The organism is Microbacterium sp. CFBP 8801, assembly GCF_014839455.1.
Taxonomy (GTDB): Bacteria; Actinomycetota; Actinomycetes; order Actinomycetales; family Microbacteriaceae; genus Microbacterium.
Genome location: NZ_JACYNU010000018.1, coordinates 1 through 19820, shown reverse-complemented (window position 1 = coordinate 19820; position 19820 = coordinate 1). Strand labels below are relative to the sequence as shown.

11 protein-coding genes are annotated in these 19820 nt (G+C 71.0%); all 11 read left to right on the top strand.

Annotation, left to right across the window (positions count from 1 at the left end):
- Nucleotides 1-139 precede the first annotated feature (139 nt).
- Nucleotides 140-1273 carry a serine/threonine-protein kinase gene (locus IFR11_RS14560; protein WP_055935941.1) on the top strand — a complete coding sequence of 378 codons (1134 nt, stop codon included), beginning with the start codon at nucleotides 140-142 and terminating at the stop codon, nucleotides 1271-1273.
- Entirely contained in the window at nucleotides 1273-7236 is a 5964-nt protein-coding gene (locus IFR11_RS14555) for an Ig-like domain-containing protein (protein ID WP_191916626.1), read from the top strand. Before IFR11_RS14560 ends, IFR11_RS14555 begins: the two co-directional genes overlap by 1 nt.
- A 66-nt stretch (nucleotides 7237-7302) precedes the next feature.
- Nucleotides 7303-8268, top strand: coding sequence for an AAA family ATPase (locus IFR11_RS14550; RefSeq protein ID WP_191916625.1), 966 nt, complete (start codon nucleotides 7303-7305; stop codon nucleotides 8266-8268).
- A 43-nt stretch (nucleotides 8269-8311) separates the two neighbouring features.
- Complete coding sequence (locus IFR11_RS14545) at nucleotides 8312-9688, top strand: DUF58 domain-containing protein (RefSeq protein WP_191916624.1); 1377 nt, start codon at nucleotides 8312-8314, stop codon at nucleotides 9686-9688.
- Nucleotides 9685-12195 carry a transglutaminase domain-containing protein gene (locus tag IFR11_RS14540; RefSeq protein WP_191916623.1) on the top strand — a complete coding sequence of 837 codons (2511 nt, stop codon included), beginning with the start codon at nucleotides 9685-9687 and terminating at the stop codon, nucleotides 12193-12195. The genes IFR11_RS14545 and IFR11_RS14540 overlap by 4 nt, the downstream gene beginning before the upstream one ends.
- Complete coding sequence (locus tag IFR11_RS14535; RefSeq protein WP_191916622.1) at nucleotides 12192-13937, top strand: DUF5684 domain-containing protein; 1746 nt, start codon at nucleotides 12192-12194, stop codon at nucleotides 13935-13937. Before IFR11_RS14540 ends, IFR11_RS14535 begins: the two co-directional genes overlap by 4 nt.
- Entirely contained in the window at nucleotides 13934-14995 is a 1062-nt protein-coding gene (locus IFR11_RS14530; protein WP_191916621.1) for a hypothetical protein, read from the top strand. Before IFR11_RS14535 ends, IFR11_RS14530 begins: the two co-directional genes overlap by 4 nt.
- A 354-nt stretch (nucleotides 14996-15349) precedes the next feature.
- Nucleotides 15350-15718, top strand: a complete 369-nt coding sequence (gene rpsL, locus IFR11_RS14525; protein WP_017201609.1) for a 30S ribosomal protein S12 — start codon at nucleotides 15350-15352, stop codon at nucleotides 15716-15718.
- Nucleotides 15719-15723: 5 nt separating this feature from the next.
- Nucleotides 15724-16194, top strand: a complete 471-nt coding sequence (gene rpsG, locus IFR11_RS14520; RefSeq protein ID WP_055833595.1) for a 30S ribosomal protein S7 — start codon at nucleotides 15724-15726, stop codon at nucleotides 16192-16194.
- A 92-nt stretch (nucleotides 16195-16286) separates the two neighbouring features.
- Nucleotides 16287-18401, top strand: a complete 2115-nt coding sequence (gene fusA / locus IFR11_RS14515) for an elongation factor G (protein ID WP_055833598.1) — start codon at nucleotides 16287-16289, stop codon at nucleotides 18399-18401.
- Between the two features lie 161 nt (nucleotides 18402-18562).
- Entirely contained in the window at nucleotides 18563-19756 is a 1194-nt protein-coding gene (gene tuf / locus IFR11_RS14510) for an elongation factor Tu (RefSeq protein WP_055833601.1), read from the top strand.
- Nucleotides 19757-19820 lie beyond the last annotated feature (64 nt).

Below are 19820 nucleotides of genomic sequence, written 5' to 3'. Positions count from 1 at the left end.
GAGGCGGTCGCGGCGCTCGCGGCGTGCTGTGGGGGAGGGGTGGTGGGGACGAGCTGCGGGGCACACAAAGGCGCTTTTGTTAGCATGCTCCAGTTGTCCGCCCGCTGAGTCGCGGGCGCGTCGTCCGGGAGGGGGCTCGATGCCGCAGCGGCTTCCGTCGTCGCCGCCCATCCTGCCCGGGCTGGCCTACATCCGCCCGCTCGGCTCGGGCGGCTTCGCCGACGTCTTCCTCTACGGGCAGGACATGCCCCGCCGCGACGTCGCGGTCAAGGTCCTGCCCAGCGATGCGCGCGACGCCGACCTGCTGCGCATGTTCAACGCCGAAGCCGACGTGCTCGCGCACCTGTCGGCGCACCCGTCGATCGTGACCGTCTACCAGGCGGGCATCTCCGCCGACGGGCGGCCCTACATCGTCATGGAGTTCTGCCCGGGGTCGCTGGCGCAGCGCTACCGCGTCGAACGCATGCCCGTGGCCGAGGTGCTCTCGATCGGCGTGCGCATGGCGGGCGCCCTCGAGTCTGCGCACCACGCCGGGCTCATCCACCGCGACGTCAAGCCCAGCAACATCCTCGTCACCACGTTCGGTGCCCCGGTGCTCGCCGACTTCGGCATCTCGTCGTCGCTCGCGCCGCACGGTGCCGACGAGATGCTGGCGATGTCGGTGCCGTGGAGCGCTCCCGAGGTGGTCGCGGAGCAGACCGCCGGAACCGTCGCGAGCGAGGTGTGGAGCCTCGGGGCCACCGTGTACTCGCTGCTGGCGGGGCACAGCCCCTTCGAGCGCCGCGAGCGCGGGCAGAACTCGCGCGAGCAGCTGCGCCGCCGCATCGCCCGGGCGACGTACACCGACATCTCGCGCACCGACGTCCCGCCCTCGCTGCAGGCGGTGCTGGCGACGGCGATGTCGCGCAACCCCGGTGATCGCCAACCCAGTGCCCGCGCGTTCGGCGAGGCCCTGCAGCGGGTGCAGTCCGAGCTCGGATCGCCGGCCACTCCGCTCGAGGTGCCGGCGGCCGAGTGGACGCCCGGTGCGCGCACGGTCGACTTCGCCGACGCCACCCAGCGCGGGCCGGTGCGCTCGCGCCTCGAACGCGAGGGATCCCGCAAGGTCCGCGGCGCGTCGGGCATGGCGGGTCTCGCGCGCGACGAGGACACCGACATCGCCTCTCCCGCCTCGCCGACGTACCGGGTGCTGCCCTGGGTGCTGGCCGGCGCCACGCTCGTGACCGCGGGCGCCGTCGCCGTGGCCGCGCTCTACGCCACGGGGGTGCTGTGATGAAGCGCCGTACCCTCGTCGGTCTGGGCTCGAGCCTCGCGGCCGTCGCCCTCGTGGTGACCGCCAGCATCGTCTGGCCCGGTCTCGACGCCCAGCAGACGCCCGAGGTCGACACGTCGGTGTGGGCGCTGCAGACGGGCGAGGGGCAGCGGTACGCCCGCGTGAACACGACGGTGGGCGAGCTCGACACCGTCCGCACCGCGGGCAACCCCAGCCAGGTGGCCCAGAGCGGCGACGGGGCGTACCTCTTCAGCGACAGCTTCAGCAAGCTCACCCGCATCGATGAGGCCCAGCCGATCGATCTGCAGCGGGAGCAGCTCGAGTCCGCGCCCGACACCCCGGCCGGCACGACGTCGGTGGTGACGGCGGGCGACTACGCCGTGTACCGCACCGACACCGGCACGCTGTTCGCGGGTCGGCTGAGTCGGGCCGGTCAGAGCACGACCGAACTCGATCCCTTCGGAACGGCCGGCGACGAGGGCGCCCAGTCCTACACCGCGGATGCCATCGCGCTCGACGCGAGGGGAATGCTCTTCGCGTACTCCTCGGCGGACGCCTCGGTCATCCGATACGACCTCGAGGCCGACGAGGTCCGAGCCCGCGACGCGCTCGACGTCGACGTGGCGGCCCCCGTGCTGTCGGCGGCGGGAGACGCCTGGGTGCTCGTCGACCCCGACGCCGGACGCGTCTGGGTCCGAGGGGCGGACCCCGTCGACATCGACACGGGCGAGCAGACGGTCGTCGGTGAGGCCGACGCCGATGCGCGGTCGGTGTACATCGCCGACGAACAGTCGCTGTGGAGCGTTCCCGCCGACGGATCGGAACCCCGTCGCGAGGTGGGCGGTGGCGGCGCCGTGCTCGGTCAGCCCGCGCGACCGCTCACCCACCAGGGCGTCGCGTACGCGGCATGGCTGCTGCCCGGAGACGCGCGCGGCACGCTGTGGCGCTCCGACCAGGGCGAGACCGACCTCGACTACGGCGGGGCGACCATGCCCGACCAACGGCGACCGGTCTTCGTCGCGACCGACCACGCCGTGATTCTCAACGAGACGCGATCGGGGTGGGTGTGGACGGTGCCCGACGGCGCCCTCGTGGCCTCCAGCCAGAACTGGTCGCTCGACGACCGCACCGAGCAGGCGGCCGTCCAGAGCGAGGAACAGCTCAGCGTCGTGCTCGACCCGAAGCCTCCCGTCGCCGAACCCGACTCCTTCGGCGTGCGCGCCGGGCGCCTCGTCACGCTTCCGGTGCTGCTGAACGACCACGACCCGAACGAAGACGTGCTGAGCATCGTGGCCGAGAGCGTCACCGGTCTCGACCCCGGCTTCGGCTCCCTCACCGTCACCGACGCCGGGCAGCGCCTGGCCGTGCGGGTGACGCCCGGCGCGACCGGGACGGCGACGTTCTCGTACGCCGTGACCGACGGCACCACGGCCGACGGGCTCACCTCGCCCCCCACCACCGTGACCCTCACCGTCTCGCCCGCCGACACGAACTCCGCCCCCGTCTGGTGCGGCGTCGAGACGTGTCTGCAGCAGTGGCCGACCCCCGAGGTCGCGCGCGGGGGCACCATCACCGTCCCGGTGCTGCCCGGGTGGGTCGACCCCGACGGAGACCCGCTGCTGCTGCTGTCGGTCGACAACCCGGGCGGCGTCGGCACGGTCGCCGCGACCCCCGCCGGCGACGTCGTCTACCAGCACGCCGACGACGGCTCCGGCGGCGAGCAGAACGTCCAGCTCGACGTCACCGTGGCCGACACCGCGGGAGCGACCGCGACGAAGCCGCTCATCATCCGGGTGGCGCCCGACCCCACCCTGGCCGTGCAGTCGTTCACCCGGCTCGACACCGCGGGCTCGTCGGTGACCGTCGACGTCGGACCCCACGTGACGGGAACGGCCGGCGACATCACTCTCACCTCGGTGCGCGTGCTCGACGAGGCCACCGCCAACGCCACCGTCGTGGGCGGCAGCACCACGTTCGATTTCTCGGCGTCGCAGCCGGGGGTGTACCGCGTCGACTTCACCGTCAACGGCGGAGGACGCGACGCCAACGGCACCGCGCGCATCACGCTGCTCCCGGGCGACGCCCCCGCGCAGCTGTCGACCTCGCCGGTCGTGGCCTTCGTGCGACCGCAAGAAGACGCCACGCTCGACGTGTTCTCGGCCGTGTCCAACCCCACCGGCCGAGTCCTGCTGCTCAGCGACGTGCAGCCGGCCGCCGAAGACGGCGCGTCGTTGACGGTGGACACCGTCGGGCAGAACGATCTGCGCGTCTCGGGCAGCACGGCCGACGGCAGCGCCGGTCTGCTCGGAACGGTGGGCTACACCGTCAGCGACGGCACCGACGACGAGGGATCCCGGGTGACCGGTGAGGCCACCGTGTACCTCCTTCCGCCCGCCCCCGAGATCGCGCCCATCGCGGTCGACGACACCGTGACGGTGCGCGCGGGCGCGCAGATCGACATCCCCGTGCTCGACAACGACATCTCGCCCGCCGGGGGGCGACCCACCCTCGACCCGTCGAGCGTGCAGGCTCAGCCGGCCAGCGACGCCCTGGCCTTCGCGTCGGCCGGGGTGCTGCGCTACCTCGCTCCCACCGCGCCGGGGTCGTACGAGGTGACCTACCGCGTCTTCACGACCGGCACCCCGGCGCTCTGGGACGAGGCGACGGTGCGCATCACGGTGCTCGGCGGCGAGGCCAACCGCGCCCCGCTGCCCGACACGCTCGAGGGCCGCGTCCTCAGCGGGGGGACGACCACCGTGGAGTTCCACGGCTTCGGCGTCGACCCCGACGGCGACGCCGTCACCCTCGATCGCATCGTGAGCCAGCCCGACCGGGGTACGGCATCCGTGACGCCGGATGGTTCCTCGATCGTCTACTCGTCGGTGCCGGGCGACCGGGGGCAGATCACGTTCCGCTACCGGGTCTCCGACACCGCCGGCGCGACCGGTGAGGGCACGGTGCGCATCGGAGTCCTCGACGCCGAGGCCAACCCGAGTCCCATCACCTTCACCGACTACGTGCAGGTGCAGGCGGGGGCCGACAGCGAGATCCGCGTCAGTCCCCTGGCCAACGACATCGACCCCACGCAGGGCCGTCTCACGCTCACCGGGGTGCGCCCCGATCTGCCGCAGACCCTGGTCGACGGTAGCGACAACCCGGAGTACGCGCGCCTGAACGGTTTCGTGCGGACACTGACCGACACGGGCGTGGTCCTGCGCGCCGGTGAGTCGCCCGGCACGATGTCGTTCCTCTACGACGTCGAGTCGGACTCGGGCAACACCGGGCGCGGGCTCATCGTGGTGAAGGTCGTGCGCGAGAGCGTTCCCGATTATCCCGTCGTCGCCGACACCGTGCTGACCGTCGAGAACCGCGACGACTTCACCTCGGGCGTCGACGTGCTCGGGGGCAAGGCGACCTGGTCGGCGGGCGACGTCGGGTCGCTCGACGTGGCGCTGTGGGGACAGCCCGCCGACCTCCGGGTCGACGGGCGGAAGATCTCGGGCGAGCTGCCCGCCACCCGCCGCGTCATCCCGTTCGCCGTCTCGGGCCGCTCGGGTGACACCGACGTCACCACGTACGCGTTCCTGCGCGTGCCGGGCGACGACGACCTGAGCCTGTCGCTGCGCCCGGGCACGGCCCAGCGCGTCGACGAGCTCGCCTCGGTCGAGTTCGACATGGCCTCGCTGGTGGCCCTCCCTCGACGCGCGACCCTCGAAGTCGGCCCCGACGTCACGACCACCGGCGTCCGCGCCGAGGGCCGCTGCAGCGTGACCGGATCCGTGGTGCGCTACGACGCGGGTACCGGTTCCCCCTGGACCGATGCGTGCCAGGTGCCCGTGCGGGTCGCCGGCACGCAGGACTGGACCGTGCTCTCGGTGCCGATCGGTGTGATCGCCCGCGATCCCCAGCCCGAGCTGCGGCCGGGCGCGCTCAGCGTCGGACCGGGCGAGACGGCGACCTTCGACCTGCGCAACATGACCTCGTGGCAGCTGGGGCGTGAGGACTGGGGCGCGATCCGCTACGCGCTGGAGTACTCGGGCTCGGCCTTCCAGGTCGCGCTCGACGGGTCGACGGTCACCGTGACCGGCACCGACCGCGCCGTGCCGGGGACCGACAACGCCGCCATCATCTCGGTCACCAGCCACAACGCCGTCGCCCCGGCCCGACTCGTGCTGCGCGTGGGCGCGGCCCCCTCGACCCTGCCGCAGGGCGGCACGACGTCGTCGCAGTGCTCGCAGGCCTCGGGGTCGAGCTGCAGCATCGGCGTCATCGGCATCACGGGTGAGGTCAACCCGCTGCCGCGCACCCCGCTCGAGGTCGTGGGCGTGCGCCCGACGGCCTCGTGCACCGGGGTGACCTTCTCGGTGGCGTCGTCGTCCAGCATCGTCGCGTCGTGGTCGACCGATGCTCCCGGTGCGACCTGCAGCGCCAGCGTCACCCTGCGCGACGCCCAGGGGCGCACCACCGCCGCCACCCGCGACGCGCGGGTCGTGCTCGACCTGCTGGGCTATCCCCGTGGCCCCGCGAGCGTGCGGCAGACCGCGTATTCCGACGGCTCGGTGACCCTGCGCATCGACCCGGGCGAGGCCCGTCGCGCCTACCCGTCACTGGCCGGCTACACGGTGCGGTGGCGCGGCGAGGTCGTCGCGCAGTGCGGCCCCGACGGCGCCTGCCCGACCATCGCCGCCCCCAACGGGGAGCAGCGCGAATACGTCGTCAACGCCGTGAACAGCGTGGGGGAGTCCACTGCGTCGGTGCGCACGACCGCCTGGGCCTACGACACCCCCAACCGCCCGGCGGGGGCGAGCTTCGAGCCCGTGCAGACCGGGGGCGACGGCAAGGTCGCCGACCTGACCATCACCGGCATCGAATCGGCCGAGACCGGCACGCTCGAGGTCAAGAGCGCCTCGGGTGAGACGAAGAAGGTCGACGTCGGCCGCAATCAAGACAGCGTCACGCTGCGCGGCTTCACCGTCGGCAGCAACACCGGCACCGAAGTGTCGGTCACGCCCATCTCGCGCTTCACGGTGCCCCCCGGGCTCGGCGGATCGCAGACCGGGCAGGCGCTGGTGTTCACGGCCCACGGGGTGGGAAAGCCCACGCAGCTGGAGCTGAAACTCACGTCGACGCAGAACGGAGGCGGAAAGGTCACGATCAGCGCCGAGGGCTCCGCGTCGACCAACGGCGACGACTCGACCCTGCGCTACGGCTTCGCCCTCGACGGCGCCTGCCGGGTCGACGGCGAGAAGAAGCGCGCCGAGTTCCCCGGCAAGGACGACGGCAAGACGTACACGGTGCGGCTGTGCGTCGACTCGGTCTACGACGGGCGCGTGTACGGGTCGGAGACCATCGAGAAGTCGGTCGATGCCACGCAAGACCCCACCGCCCCGCGCGGGTACACCTTCCGGGTCGGAGCGACCCCCGACGTGGAGGGCGACGAGGCGTACTGGCGGATCAGCGGCATCCAGGAGGGTGACGATCCCCCGCGCAACAACGAGACCGTCTACGAGAACTGGGGTCCCGGAACCAGCGTGTACGACCGCGACCCGAACATAGGCGTCTACTTCCAGCACAAGGTCTGGCCGACGCGGTCGAATCGCGGCTCGGTGGACGCGGCCTCCGGCAGCGCGCCCTACCAGGTGCAGGCCCGCGCCTCCATCGACTCCTGCGTCGCCGGGAGCCAGCTGAAAGCGGAGTGGGACACCAGCAACGGCATCGGCAACGGAACCCCGTCGTACGCCGGGGCGACCTACCGCGACAAGAACGGCAAGAAGCTCGACCCCCAGGACGATCCCCGCACCGTTCCCCGCGGCGCCGTCAGCGTCACGGGCGTGACCGTCAAGATCGACTGGTCGTCGCGCGACTGGGGGCTCGAATCCGCGACTCTCGAGGTCAACGGCTCCTGCGATCCCGGCAAGCCCGCCGAGCCCTCCCAGCCTCCCAAAGACACCCCGCCCGACTGACGCCCCGTCCGCCGACGTCCGGCACCCGACACCCCGCCCCCCCCGCCACAGGAAGACACCACCGACATGACGATCACCCAGGAGCAGGCCACCTGGTTCTCCCAGACCTTCTCGCAGATCGCCGACAACGTCGAGCGCGCCGTCCTCGGCAAGCGGCACGTGGTCGAACTGGTGCTCACCGCCATGCTCAGCGACGGACACGTGCTGCTCGAAGACGTCCCCGGCACGGGCAAGACCTCGCTCGCGCGCGCCGTCGCGCAGTCGGTGCAGGGCACGAACACCCGCATCCAGTTCACCCCCGACCTGCTCCCGGGCGACATCACCGGCATCACGGTCTACGACCAGAAGACGGGCTCGTTCGAGTTCCACACCGGCCCGATCTTCGCCAACATCGTCCTCGCCGACGAGATCAACCGCGCGAGCCCGAAGACGCAGTCGGCGCTGCTCGAGGTCATGGAAGAGGGCAGCGTCACCATCGACGGCGTCTCGCGCGAGGTCGGCGTGCCGTTCCTCGTGCTGGCGACGCAGAACCCCGTCGAGCAGGCCGGCACCTATCGCCTGCCCGAGGCGCAGCTCGACCGCTTCCTCCTGCGCACCTCGCTCGGCTACCCCGACCACGCCGCGACCATCCGCATCCTCGACGGCGGCGCCGTCGCCACGGCCGACCTCCGCCCGATCATCACGCCACAGGCCCTCGTCGGCATGGCCGACCTCGCGGCATCCGTCTACGTCGACGCGCTCGTGCTCGACTACATCGTGCGACTCGTGGATGCCACCCGCACGGCCGACGAGGTGCGGCTCGGCGTCAGTATCCGCGGTGCGCTGGCCCTCACCCGCGCGACGCGCGCCCGTGCGGCGTCGCAGGGCCGCACGTACGCGACCCCCGACGACGTGAAGGCGCTCGCCGTGCCCGTGCTCTCGCACCGGCTGATCCTTCACCCCGAGGCGGAGTTCGACGGCGTGACGCAGGAGGCCGTCGTGGGTCAGGTGCTGCTCGACACCCTGCCGCCCACGCAGCGCGAAAGCGCGTGACGATGGCGGTGGCCGTGGCATCCGCACCCCCGGGGGTCGGGTCATGCCCGATGTGAACCTCACCGAGTCGCGTCTGACGCGCACGTCGGCCGGCACGATGGCGACCGGCTCGCGCACGTCGATCACCTCGACGTCGACCCGCCGGCAGCGCCGGATCGTGCGTGCGGTCGTGCAGGTCGCCGAGGCCTGGCGCGTCGCGACCGAGGCGGTGGACGCGGCTGCGCGGTGGGCGGGGAGAACCGTACGCCCGGCCGGTGCCGTGGTCGTGGTGGCCGCTTCGCTCGGGCTGGCGTTCGGACTCATCTTCGGCTGGGTCGAGTGGATGGTCGCGGGCAGCGCCGCCCTGCTGCTGCTGGTGATGGCCGTGCCGTTCCTGTTCGGCGCGCGCGCGTACGCCGTCGACCTGGCCCTCACCCACGAACGCGTGGTCGCGGGCCACGGGGTGACCGGCGAGATCGTCGTGCGCAACGAGAGTGCGCGCCCCACGCTCCCCGGTCGTCTCGACATCCCGGTCGGTCGCGGGCTCGTCGAGTTCGGGGTGCCGCTGCTCCGCCCGGGTCAGGACACCACCGAGCCGCTCGAGATTCCACCGCTTCCGCGCGGTGTCGTGCGGGTCGGCCCCGTCACGACCGTGCGCAGCGACCCGATCGGTCTGCTCCGGCGCGAGCACGCCTTCGACGACGTGCACGAGGTGTTCGTGCACCCCCGTACGGTGGGGCTCCCCTCCACCAGCGCCGGCCTCATGCGCGACCTCGAGGGCAACGCCACCCGCCGCCTGGTCGACGCCGACATGTCGTTCCACGCGATCCGCGAATACGTTCCGGGGGACTCCCGGCGTCAGGTGCACTGGAAGTCGACGGCGAAGACGGGCCGGCTGATGGTGCGCCAATACGAGGAGTCCCGTCGCTCGCGCATGGCGGTGGTGCTCGCCGCCGCGACCCAGGAGTACGCGGATGCCGACGAGTACGAGCTCGCGGTGTCGGCCGCCGCCTCGCTGGGTATCCGGGCGGTCCGCGACGCGCGCGACATCGACATCGTCACCGGGTCCGAGATCCCGCGCGTGGTGAAGGGGCGCCTGCGCGCGATCCGCCATGTGCCGGTGATCTCGCCGCGTGCTCTGCTCGACGGGTTCAGCGGACTCGACCGGCACGAGAACACGATGCCGGTCGAAGACGTCTGCCGCTTGGCATCCGAAGCCAACGAGCGCCTCTCGATCGCGTTCGTCGTCGTCGGGTCGGCCGTCCCGCTCGGGCGTCTGCGGCAGGCGGCGTTGGCGTTCCCGGTCGACACGGCGGTCGCCGCCGTCATCTGCGACGAACGCGCTCACCCGCGCATGCAGAGCATCGCGGGTCTGACGGTGCTGACCATCGGCACCCTCGACGATCTGTCCGGACTGCTCGCGCGGGGAGCCACGTCATGAGCGCGCGGCGCCGAGACACCTCGGCCCGTCGTCGACGCGAGGCGTCGATTCCGCGACGGGTCGCGGGGGCGTTGTTCACCGCCGCGTGCATCGTGCTGGCGGCGGTCGCGGCGTGGCCGATCTACGCGTCGGCGTCGTTCCTCGTGCTGGTTGTGGGGGCGTCGATCGTCGCGGCCACGGTGGTCGCCCTCGTCGCGTGGCGGCGCGGGGGCGGGTGGGCGCTCGCGGGCGGTCTGGCGGGGGCGTTCGTGCTCCTCGCGGTCCCGCTCGCCGCGCCGTCGCGCCTCACCTCGCCGCTCGACGCGCTGCGCGGCCTCGGAGAGGCCCTCGCCGGGCTCGTCGTCGCGTGGAAGGACCTGGTCACGGTCGACCTGCCGGTCGGCTCGTACCGCAACCTGCTCGTCCCCGCCCTCGTCGTCTTCCTGGTCGGCACGGGGGCGACCCTTGCGCTGGCGTGGCGCGGCGACCGTCGCGCGACCGGTGCCGTCGTGAGCGGTCTGGCCATGGTCGGCTTCGGTCTGTTCTTCGGCCGCACCGCGACCAGCGCGCCCCTCGTCGTCGGTCCGCTGACGTTGGCGTCACCGGTCGAGACGGCGGTCGGACTGTGCGCCCTGCTGGTGGCGGTGCTGTGGCTGGCCTGGCGCGCGCACGACGAGCGCCTCCGCGCGCTGCAGCGGGCGAGCGACGTGTCGGCGGCTCCCGTCGCGCCCGGCAGGTCGGCCACCGACCGTCGCCGCGCGGCTCTCGGGGTGGCGATGCTCGGGGTCGCGGTGGTGGCGACGACCGCGGTCGTGCCGTGGGTGGCGCGGGATGCCGACCGGCAGGTGCTGCGTTCCGCGGCCGGTCCCGACGCCCAGATCGCCGAGGCGGTGAGCCCGTTGGCCCAGTACCGCGCGATGTTCGCCGATGCGCGCGCCGACGACGTGCTGTTCCGCGTCAGCGGCGAGGGTTCCCTGCCCGAGCGCATCCGTGTCGCAACCCTCGACATGTACGACGGTGAGATCTTCCGCGCCTCCGGCGACACGGGCGGGGGGTTCCTGCGCCTGCCGTCGGTGCGCGACGCGGGGGAGGGGCGCCCCGTCGACGCCGACATCGAGATCGTCGACGGCGACGGGATCTGGATGCCGACCGCCGGGAGCCTCGCCTCGGTGACGTTCGAGGGGGATCGGCGCACCCTGCTCGCCGACCGGTTCTACTACAGCGCCGCCGCCGAAGCCGGCGTCCAGACCGCCGACGGAGGCCTGAGCCAGGGCGACCGCTACCGGCTGTCGGCCGTCGAACCGGAGGCCGTCGACCTCGCGAGCCTGACCCCGCCGGGAGTGGCCGACGGGGTGTCGGGCGGAGACAACCTGCGACGCTGGGTGCAGGAGCACGCCGCCGGCTCCGACGGGGCCGCCCTGCAGTCGCTGGTGCAGCTGTTGCGCGCTCGCGGATACCTGAGTCACAGTCTCGCGCCGCAGGGCTCGGCGACCCCGGCCTGGGCGGCCGAGCTTCCCGGGTACCAGGTGCAGCCGAGCGCCTCCGGGCACTCGCTGGCGCGCATCGACGCGATGTTCGAGCGACTGCTGGAGCGGGAAGAAGATCCACGGGCCGAGACCTCGGGCAACTTCGTCGCCGCCGTCGGCGACGACGAGCAGTTCGCCGTCGCGACCGCCCTCATCGCCCACGAGCTGGGATTCCCCGCTCGGATCGTCGTGGGCACGCGCCTCGTCTCCGCCGACGCCGAGCTGTCCACGTGCGCGGCCGGCGAGTGCCGCGCCCGTGATCTGAGCGCGTGGACCGAGGTGCAGGGCGTCGACGGGCGCTGGGCCGCCATCGACGTCACACCGCAGTGGGAGCAGTCGCCGAGTCTCGAGGTGACGCAGCAGCAGGACCCCGAGAACGTCACCGAGGTGCGTCCCGACACCGTCGAAGAAGTGGTGCCCCCGGCGCCCGTGCAGGAAGACAACGCGCTCGACGACGACGTCCCCACCGACGACGGCCTCGATCTCGCCTGGCTCTGGCCCGTGCTGCGGGTGGTGGGGATCACCGCGCTGGCGCTGCTGGTGCTCTTCGGCCCGTTCCTCGCCGTCGTCATCGCGAAGGCGCTGCGCCGGCGCGGGCGCCGCCGCGACCCCGACCCGCGTGCCGCCATCGCGGGCGGGTGGGACGAGTACGTCGACGCGGGCATCGACGCCGGCCGGACCGTTCCCCTCGCGCCGACCCGCAGCGAACTGGCTCGAGCCTTCGCCACCCCGTCCGCGACCCGTCTGGCCGAAGACGCCGATCGGGCGGTGTTCGCCCCCACCGCGGTGAGCGCCGACGAGGTCGCGGCCTTCTGGCGCATCGTCGACGCGGATCGCCGCGTGCTGCTGCGTCAGCGGGGTTTCTGGCGGCGCGTCCGCGCGGCCGTATCGTTGAGATCGTTCCTGCGGTTCCTCGCCCCACGCCGTCCGCGGCGGGGGTCGCCGCATCGCGACGAGAGGGGGAAGCGTCCCACCGCCCCGGCGGGACGCGACACGACATGACCGATTCCACCGGCTGGATCCTCGGTGCGGCTTCGCTCGCGCTCGCCGTCATCCTCTACCTCTGGCTCGCGCTCGCGCTCGCCGCGGTCTTCCGCAAGATCGGGGAGCCCACGTGGAAGGCCTGGATCCCCGTCCTGAACGTCGCGACGGTGCTGAAGCTGGGCGGCTTCTCGCCGTGGCTCGTGCTGCTCAACATCGTCCCGATCTTCGGCGGGATCGCTTTCATCGTCGTCTTCATCGTCGCGGTGCACCGGATCTCGGTCGGCTTCGGCGCCGGCGCGGGCATGACCGTCGTGGGTGCGCTGTTCCCCGTGATCTGGGCGAGCATCCTCGGCTTCGGCTCGGCGCGCTGGGAGGGCGACGACGCGGCCGCCCCCCGCTCGGCCGTCGACGAGGATTCCGCCCCAGCGCGCCGCGGTCGTGACTTCGACGGGCCGTACGTGCCGCTGATCGGCGGCTGGACACCCGACCCCGCGGACTCCGCCCGTGATCAGGATGCCGAGGGCCCGGCCGAGTCCGTGCCCGCCGCTGTGCCGGGCACGGCGCCGGTCGCGGTGCCGTTCGCGGCCCCCTCCGGATCGCTCTCCGACGCCGCCCCGTCGCCGAGCGACTGGGCCCCGCCCGCCGACCTCCGCCCCGCGAACTTCGACGGTCCGCGCCGCGCGAGCGGGTTCCCGCTCGCCGCCGACGTCCCGTCGACCGCGACCTCAGAGGCCGACGCGCAGCCCGCATCGCCCGCCGTCGAGCCCGCCCCCGTCGCCCCGACTCGCGTCGCCCCGACCCCGCCGGTGCCGACATCGGTCTTCGACGTGCTCGACGCGCTGCGCGACGAGGCTCCCGCAACGGGGGAGACCTCTCTTCCGCGCGAGCCCGCGGCCGGCCCCTCGGCACGCGGTGAGGTGCGACCGGACTCGCGCGAGACCGAAAACGACGCCTCTCGCGTTCGCGACGACGGCTTCTCCCCGGTCAGCGACCGCCCGCTTCCCGGCGCACCGGCCCGCGGCGACGCGGCCCCGGAGTGGACCCCTCCCGCGACGTTCCCCGATGCCGCGTCGGCGGCCGGTGTCGACGAAGACTCCGACGGCTCCGAGGCAGCGCCGTGGGCGAACCCGCCGCGGCGCACGACGCGACCGGATGTCGACGGCGCGACGCCCGCGGCGGGCATTCCGCTCACGCGTCCGGCGCCCGAACCCGTCCCGGCGCCGCGCGCAGCGGTCCGCGCCGTTCCCGACGAGTTCCCCGAGCTGTCCGAGGCCGTGTCTGCGGTCTCGGAGGCCCCGGATGCCGGGTCGCCGCGATCGGCGCGCACTTCGGTCTCGGCCTTGTACACCCAGCCGGAGGTGCCGTCCGATCAGGCCGACGACGACTTCGACGAGCTCGATCGCACCGTAGTGACGCGGCGCAAGCGCATCCCGTGGGCACTGATCCCGCCGGGTGGTGCCCCCGTCGACCTCACCTCGTCCGTCGTCATCCTGGGGCGTCGCCCGGCCCTCGACCCGTCACGCCCGGACGCGCAGCTCGTACCGATCTCGGATGACACCCGCACGGTGTCCAAGACGCACGCGCGCCTCGAGCTGCGCGGCGACACCTGGTTCGTGACGGATCTCGACTCGACCAACGGGGTGCTCTTCGCCACCCTCATGGGGACCGAGGTCGAGGCCCCTCCGGGGGAGGAGATCGAGGCCGGCGAGCGCTTCTTCCTCGGCGACGCGGAGGTGCGTCTGTCGCGGAGGGACGTGTGAGCGGCCCCTACGACCGCCCCGACGATCCCGACGAGGTCACCCTCTGGTCCGGTCGGCTGCGGCCCTGGCCGGCGGCCCCGGTCCCCGAGGGAGACCTCGACGACGAGACCGTCCGCTCGGGTGGGGCCGACCTCGACGACGACACCGTGGTGTCGGGTCGCTTCGCCCACGACGACACAGTGCGTTCGGCGCGACCCGAGGTCGACGACGACACGGTCGTATCGCGAAGCGTGCGCATCGACCCGGGCGCGGCGCCGACGGATGTCGACCCCGTGGATGCCGATGACCCGGCGGACGCGTGGACCACCACCGCTCCGCGCCGCCCGCTCGCGTCGATCCTCGACGTCGATGAGGTGACACGGCGTCGCCCGGCGCCGGTGCCCGATGTCGACGAGGTGACTCGTCGCCGTCCTGCGTCGGTCCCCGAGGTCGATGAGGTGACACGGCGTCGCCCGGCGCCTGGTCCCGATGTCGACGAGGTCACGCGCCGTCGCCCGGCCCCGGCCGCGACCCCCGCCCCGACCCCCGACGTCGACGAGGCGACCCGCCGCAGACACGTCGCGCCCGACCTCGACCTCGACGACACCACCGCGCCCGGCGTGCGAGCACGTTCTGCCATTCCCGACGCCGTGTCCCCCACGACGCCACCCGCTCCCGACCTCGACGACCAGACCGCCTCGGGCGCTCGTCGCCGCGCGGCGCGCGCGGCCGACGGCGCGGCAGGCGGCGCCGCGGCACCCGACCGCGCGGCACCCGACCGCGAGGCGCCCGCTCGCACCTCGCCCGCCCGAATCGCGGCCGACCGAGAGGTGCCCGGCACCGTCCGCGCCGCGCACATCCCGATCGCGGGGGAGCAGCAGGCCTACGCCCCACGCACGGGCGAACCGGTGCGGGTGGAACGCCGCCCATCGGCATCCGCGGTCCGTTCCGAGGCCGACGTGCCCGCCAGCCGTCGCCGCACGGGTCGTCGCGGTGCGCTCCGCGCACTGATCCTCGCGGGCGTGATCGTCGTGCTGTTGGGCGTCGCGGTCGCCGCCGCGGTGCTGCTGCTCGGCTGAGCGACCGGCACCCGGCACACTCCCAGCCCGAGGGACTGCACACGTTTGCCCCGCTCCCGGGGAGCGCGTATCATTGACCGGGTGTGCGTTCACGCGCGCCGTGCGTCATGCCTCCGGGCAGGTCGTTCGGATCAACGCTCGCACCATCTCAGGGATTGGCCTGCGAACAGGTCACCCCCACGGCATATCCACCACGACCGCGTCCGATCATTCTGGCGCGTGGCGGATTCCACGTGAGCCCGACACGTCACGAATCGCAAGATCCACGACGTTTCGGGGGAGACACGACGCTGTCACCGTGCAGCACCCTGCGCAGAACCGCAAGGAACCGCGCAGCACAATCAAGGAGAGAACGTGCCAACCATTCAGCAGTTGGTTCGCAAGGGCCGCTCGCCGAAGGTCACAAAGACCAAGGCTCCCGCGCTGAAGTCGAACCCCCAGCAGGCCGGCGTGTGCACCCGCGTGTACACGACGACCCCCAAGAAGCCGAACTCGGCCATGCGCAAGGTCGCCCGCGTGAAGCTGCGCAACGGCACCGAGGTCACCGCCTACATCCCCGGCGAGGGCCACAACCTGCAGGAGCACTCGCTCGTGCTCGTCCGCGGCGGTCGCGTCAAGGACCTCCCCGGTGTCCGTTACAAGATCGTCCGCGGTGCACTCGACACCCAGGCCGTCAAAAACCGTAAGCAGGCTCGCAGCCGCTACGGTGCGAAGAAGGGCTGAGTCAGATGCCTCGTAAAGGTCCCGTCACCAAGCGTCCGGTCGTCAACGACCCGGTCTACGGTGCTCCGATCGTCAGCCAGCTGGTCAACAAGATCCTCGTCGACGGTAAGAAGTCGATCGCAGAGTCGATCGTCTACACCGCCCTCAAGGGTGTCGAGGCGAAGAACAGCCAGGACGCCGTCGCCACGCTGAAGAAGGCGCTCGACAACGTCCGTCCCACCCTCGAGGTCAAGAGCCGCCGCGTCGGTGGCTCGACCTACCAGGTGCCCGTCGAAGTCAAGCCGCACCGCGCGAACACCCTCGCGCTGCGCTGGCTCGTGAGCTACGCGAAGGGTCGTCGTGAGAAGACGATGACCGAGCGTCTGCAGAACGAGATCCTCGACGCCTCGAACGGCCTCGGTGCCGCGGTCAAGCGCCGCGAAGACACCCACAAGATGGCCGAGTCGAACCGCGCCTTCGCGCACTACCGCTGGTAACAGCTCCTTCTTCGACGGGCTCGGGCGGCCGACCCGGCCCGCGAGCCCGTCGAAGAACCCACGACATCCGCCACCACACGTAAGGACACCCCGTGGCACAAGACGTGCTCACCGACCTCACCAAGGTCCGCAACATCGGCATCATGGCGCACATCGATGCCGGCAAGACGACGACGACCGAGCGCATCCTGTACTACACGGGAACCAACCACAAGATCGGCGAGACGCACGACGGCGCTTCGACGACCGACTGGATGGAGCAGGAGCAGGAGCGTGGCATCACGATCACCTCCGCTGCTGTGACGTGCTTCTGGGACAAGAACCAGATCAACATCATCGACACCCCCGGGCACGTCGACTTCACCGTCGAGGTGGAGCGTTCGCTCCGCGTGCTCGATGGCGCCGTCGCCGTCTTCGACGGCAAAGAGGGCGTCGAGCCCCAGTCGGAGACCGTGTGGCGTCAGGCCGACAAGTACAACGTCCCCCGCATCTGCTTCGTCAACAAGATGGACAAGCTCGGCGCGGACTTCTACTTCACCGTCGACACCATCATCAACAAGCTCAAGGCGAAGCCGCTGGTCATCCAGCTGCCCATCGGCGTCGAGAACGACTTCATCGGTGTCGTCGACCTCGTCGAGATGCGCGCACTCGTCTGGGCGGGCGACGCCAAGGGTGATGTCACCATGGGCGCCAAGTACGACATCCAGGAGATCCCGGCCGACATGGCCGACGTCGTCGCGAAGTACCGCGAAGAGCTCCTCGAGACCGTCGCCGAGACCGACGAAGAGCTCCTCGAGAAGCACTTCGGTGGCGAAGAGCTCACCGTCGCCGAGATCAAGGCCGCGATCCGCAAGCTGACGGTCAACTCCGAGATCTACCCGGTGCTCTGCGGCTCGGCGTTCAAGAACCGCGGTGTGCAGCCCATGCTGGACGCCGTCATCGACTACCTGCCGTCGCCCCTCGACGTGCCGGCCATCGAGGCGCACGACCCGAAGAACGAAGAGACGATCATCGAGCGGCACGCCGATCGTGAAGAGCCCTTCACCGCGCTGGCGTTCAAGATCGTCACGCACCCCTTCTTCGGTCGTCTGACCTACATCCGCGTCTACTCCGGTCACCTCGACTCGGGTGCGCAGATCGTCAACTCGACGAAGTCCAAGAAGGAGCGCATCGGGAAGATCTTCCAGATGTACGCCAACAAGGAGAACCCGGTTCCTTCGGTCACCGCCGGCCACATCTACGCGGTCATCGGCCTCAAGGACACCACGACCGGCGACACCCTCTGCGACGCGCAGAACCAGGTCGTCCTCGAGTCGATGACGTTCCCCGAGCCCGTCATCGAGGTCGCGATCGAGCCGAAGACCAAGGCCGACCAGGAGAAGCTGGGTCTCGCGATCCAGAAGCTCGCCGAAGAAGACCCCACGTTCCGTGTCGAGCAGAACAACGACACCGGCCAGACGGTCATCAAGGGCATGGGTGAGCTGCACCTCGACATCCTCGTGGACCGCATGAAGCGCGAGTTCAAGGTCGAGGCTAACGTCGGCAAGCCGCAGGTCGCGTACCGCGAGACGATCAAGAAGACCGTCGAGCGTCACGACTACACGCACAAGAAGCAGACCGGTGGTTCGGGTCAGTTCGCCAAGATCCAGTTCGCGCTCGAGCCCCTCGAGGTCACGGCCGAGAAGATCTACGAGTTCGAGAACAAGGTCAGCGGTGGTCGTATCCCCCGCGAGTACATCGGACCCACCGACCAGGGCTTCCAGGACGCCATGAACGTCGGCGTGCTCGCCGGCTACCCCATGGTGGGCGTCAAGGCGATCCTGCTCGACGGCGCGTCGCACGACGTCGACTCCTCGGAGATGGCGTTCAAGATCGCCGGCTCCATGGGCTTCAAGGAAGCGATCCGCAAGGCCAACCCCGTCATCCTCGAGCCGCTCATGTCGGTCGAGGTGCGTACTCCCGAGGAGTACATGGGCGACGTCATCGGTGACCTCAACTCGCGTCGCGGACAGATCCAGTCGATGGAAGATGCCCAGGGCGTCAAGGTCGTGCGGGCGCTCGTTCCGCTGTCCGAGATGTTCGGCTACATCGGCGACCTGCGCTCGAAGACCTCGGGCCGTGCCGTGTACTCGATGGAGTTCGACAGCTACGCCGAGGTTCCTCGCGCCGTTGCTGACGAGATCGTCCAGAAGAACAAGGGCGAGTAACACCTCCCTCGCGGATGCCGGGAGCCCCTGCTTCGGCACGGGTTCCCGGCATCCACTCAAACTGAATACCGACTCTCTAGTAATCTGAGAACAACCCCCGCGAAGAACCGGTCGCAATCCAGTGCCCGAGACCTCGCAACCAACGTCCTGAGGAGGACCCAGTGGCTAAGGCCAAGTTCGAGCGGACCAAGCCGCACGTGAACATCGGAACGATCGGTCACGTCGACCACGGCAAGACCACGCTCACCGCTGCCATCTCGAAGGTGCTCGCCGACAAGTTCCCGTCGGCCACCAACGTTCAGCGTGACTTCGCGTCGATCGACTCGGCGCCGGAAGAGCGTCAGCGTGGTATCACGATCAACATCTCGCACGTCGAGTACGAGACCCCCAAGCGCCACTACGCGCACGTCGACGCGCCCGGCCACGCCGACTACATCAAGAACATGATCACCGGTGCCGCGCAGATGGACGGCGCGATCCTCGTGGTCGCCGCCACCGACGGCCCGATGGCTCAGACGCGTGAGCACGTGCTGCTCGCCAAGCAGGTCGGCGTTCCCTACCTGCTCGTCGCGCTGAACAAGTCGGACATGGTCGACGACGAGGAGATCCTGGAGCTCGTCGAGCTCGAGGTTCGCGAGCTCCTCTCGTCGCAGGACTTCGACGGCGACAACGCCCCCGTCGTCCGCGTCTCGGGCCTCAAGGCTCTCGAGGGTGACGAGCAGTGGGTCAACGCCATCGTCGAGCTCATGGAAGCCGTCGACGAGTCGATCCCCGACCCGGTGCGTGACAAGGACAAGCCGTTCCTCATGCCCATCGAGGACGTCTTCACCATCACGGGTCGTGGCACGGTCGTCACGGGTCGCGCCGAGCGCGGTACCCTCGCGATCAACTCCGAGATCGAGATCGTCGGCATCCGCCCGACGCAGAAGACCACGGTCACGGGTATCGAGATGTTCCACAAGCAGCTCGACGAGGCCTGGGCCGGCGAGAACTGTGGTCTGCTCCTCCGCGGCACCAAGCGTGACGACGTCGAGCGTGGCCAGGTCATCGTGAAGCCCGGTTCGGTCACCCCGCACACCAACTTCGAGGGCACGGCGTACATCCTGTCCAAGGAAGAGGGCGGCCGCCACAACCCGTTCTTCACGAACTACCGCCCGCAGTTCTACTTCCGTACCACCGACGTGACCGGCGTCATCACGCTGCCCGAGGGCACCGAGATGGTCATGCCCGGTGACACCACCGAAATGTCGGTCGAGCTCATCCAGCCGATCGCCATGGAAGAGGGCCTCGGCTACGCGATCCGTGAGGGTGGCCGCACCGTCGGCGCCGGTACGGTGACCAAGATCGTCAAGTAAGTCTCTTTCGACTTCACTCGGCACAGGCCGGGCCTTCGGGCCCGGCCTTTGTCGTTCCTGCGCG

Coding starts and splice junctions, on each gene's coding strand:
- IFR11_RS14560 (WP_055935941.1), top strand. CDS start 140: ATGCCGCAGCGGCTTCCGTCGTCGCCGCCCATCCTGCCCGGGCTGGCC.
- IFR11_RS14555 (WP_191916626.1), top strand. CDS start 1,273: ATGAAGCGCCGTACCCTCGTCGGTCTGGGCTCGAGCCTCGCGGCCGTC.
- IFR11_RS14550 (WP_191916625.1), top strand. CDS start 7,303: ATGACGATCACCCAGGAGCAGGCCACCTGGTTCTCCCAGACCTTCTCG.
- IFR11_RS14545 (WP_191916624.1), top strand. CDS start 8,312: ATGCCCGATGTGAACCTCACCGAGTCGCGTCTGACGCGCACGTCGGCC.
- IFR11_RS14540 (WP_191916623.1), top strand. CDS start 9,685: ATGAGCGCGCGGCGCCGAGACACCTCGGCCCGTCGTCGACGCGAGGCG.
- IFR11_RS14535 (WP_191916622.1), top strand. CDS start 12,192: ATGACCGATTCCACCGGCTGGATCCTCGGTGCGGCTTCGCTCGCGCTC.
- rpsG (WP_055833595.1), top strand. CDS start 15,724: ATGCCTCGTAAAGGTCCCGTCACCAAGCGTCCGGTCGTCAACGACCCG.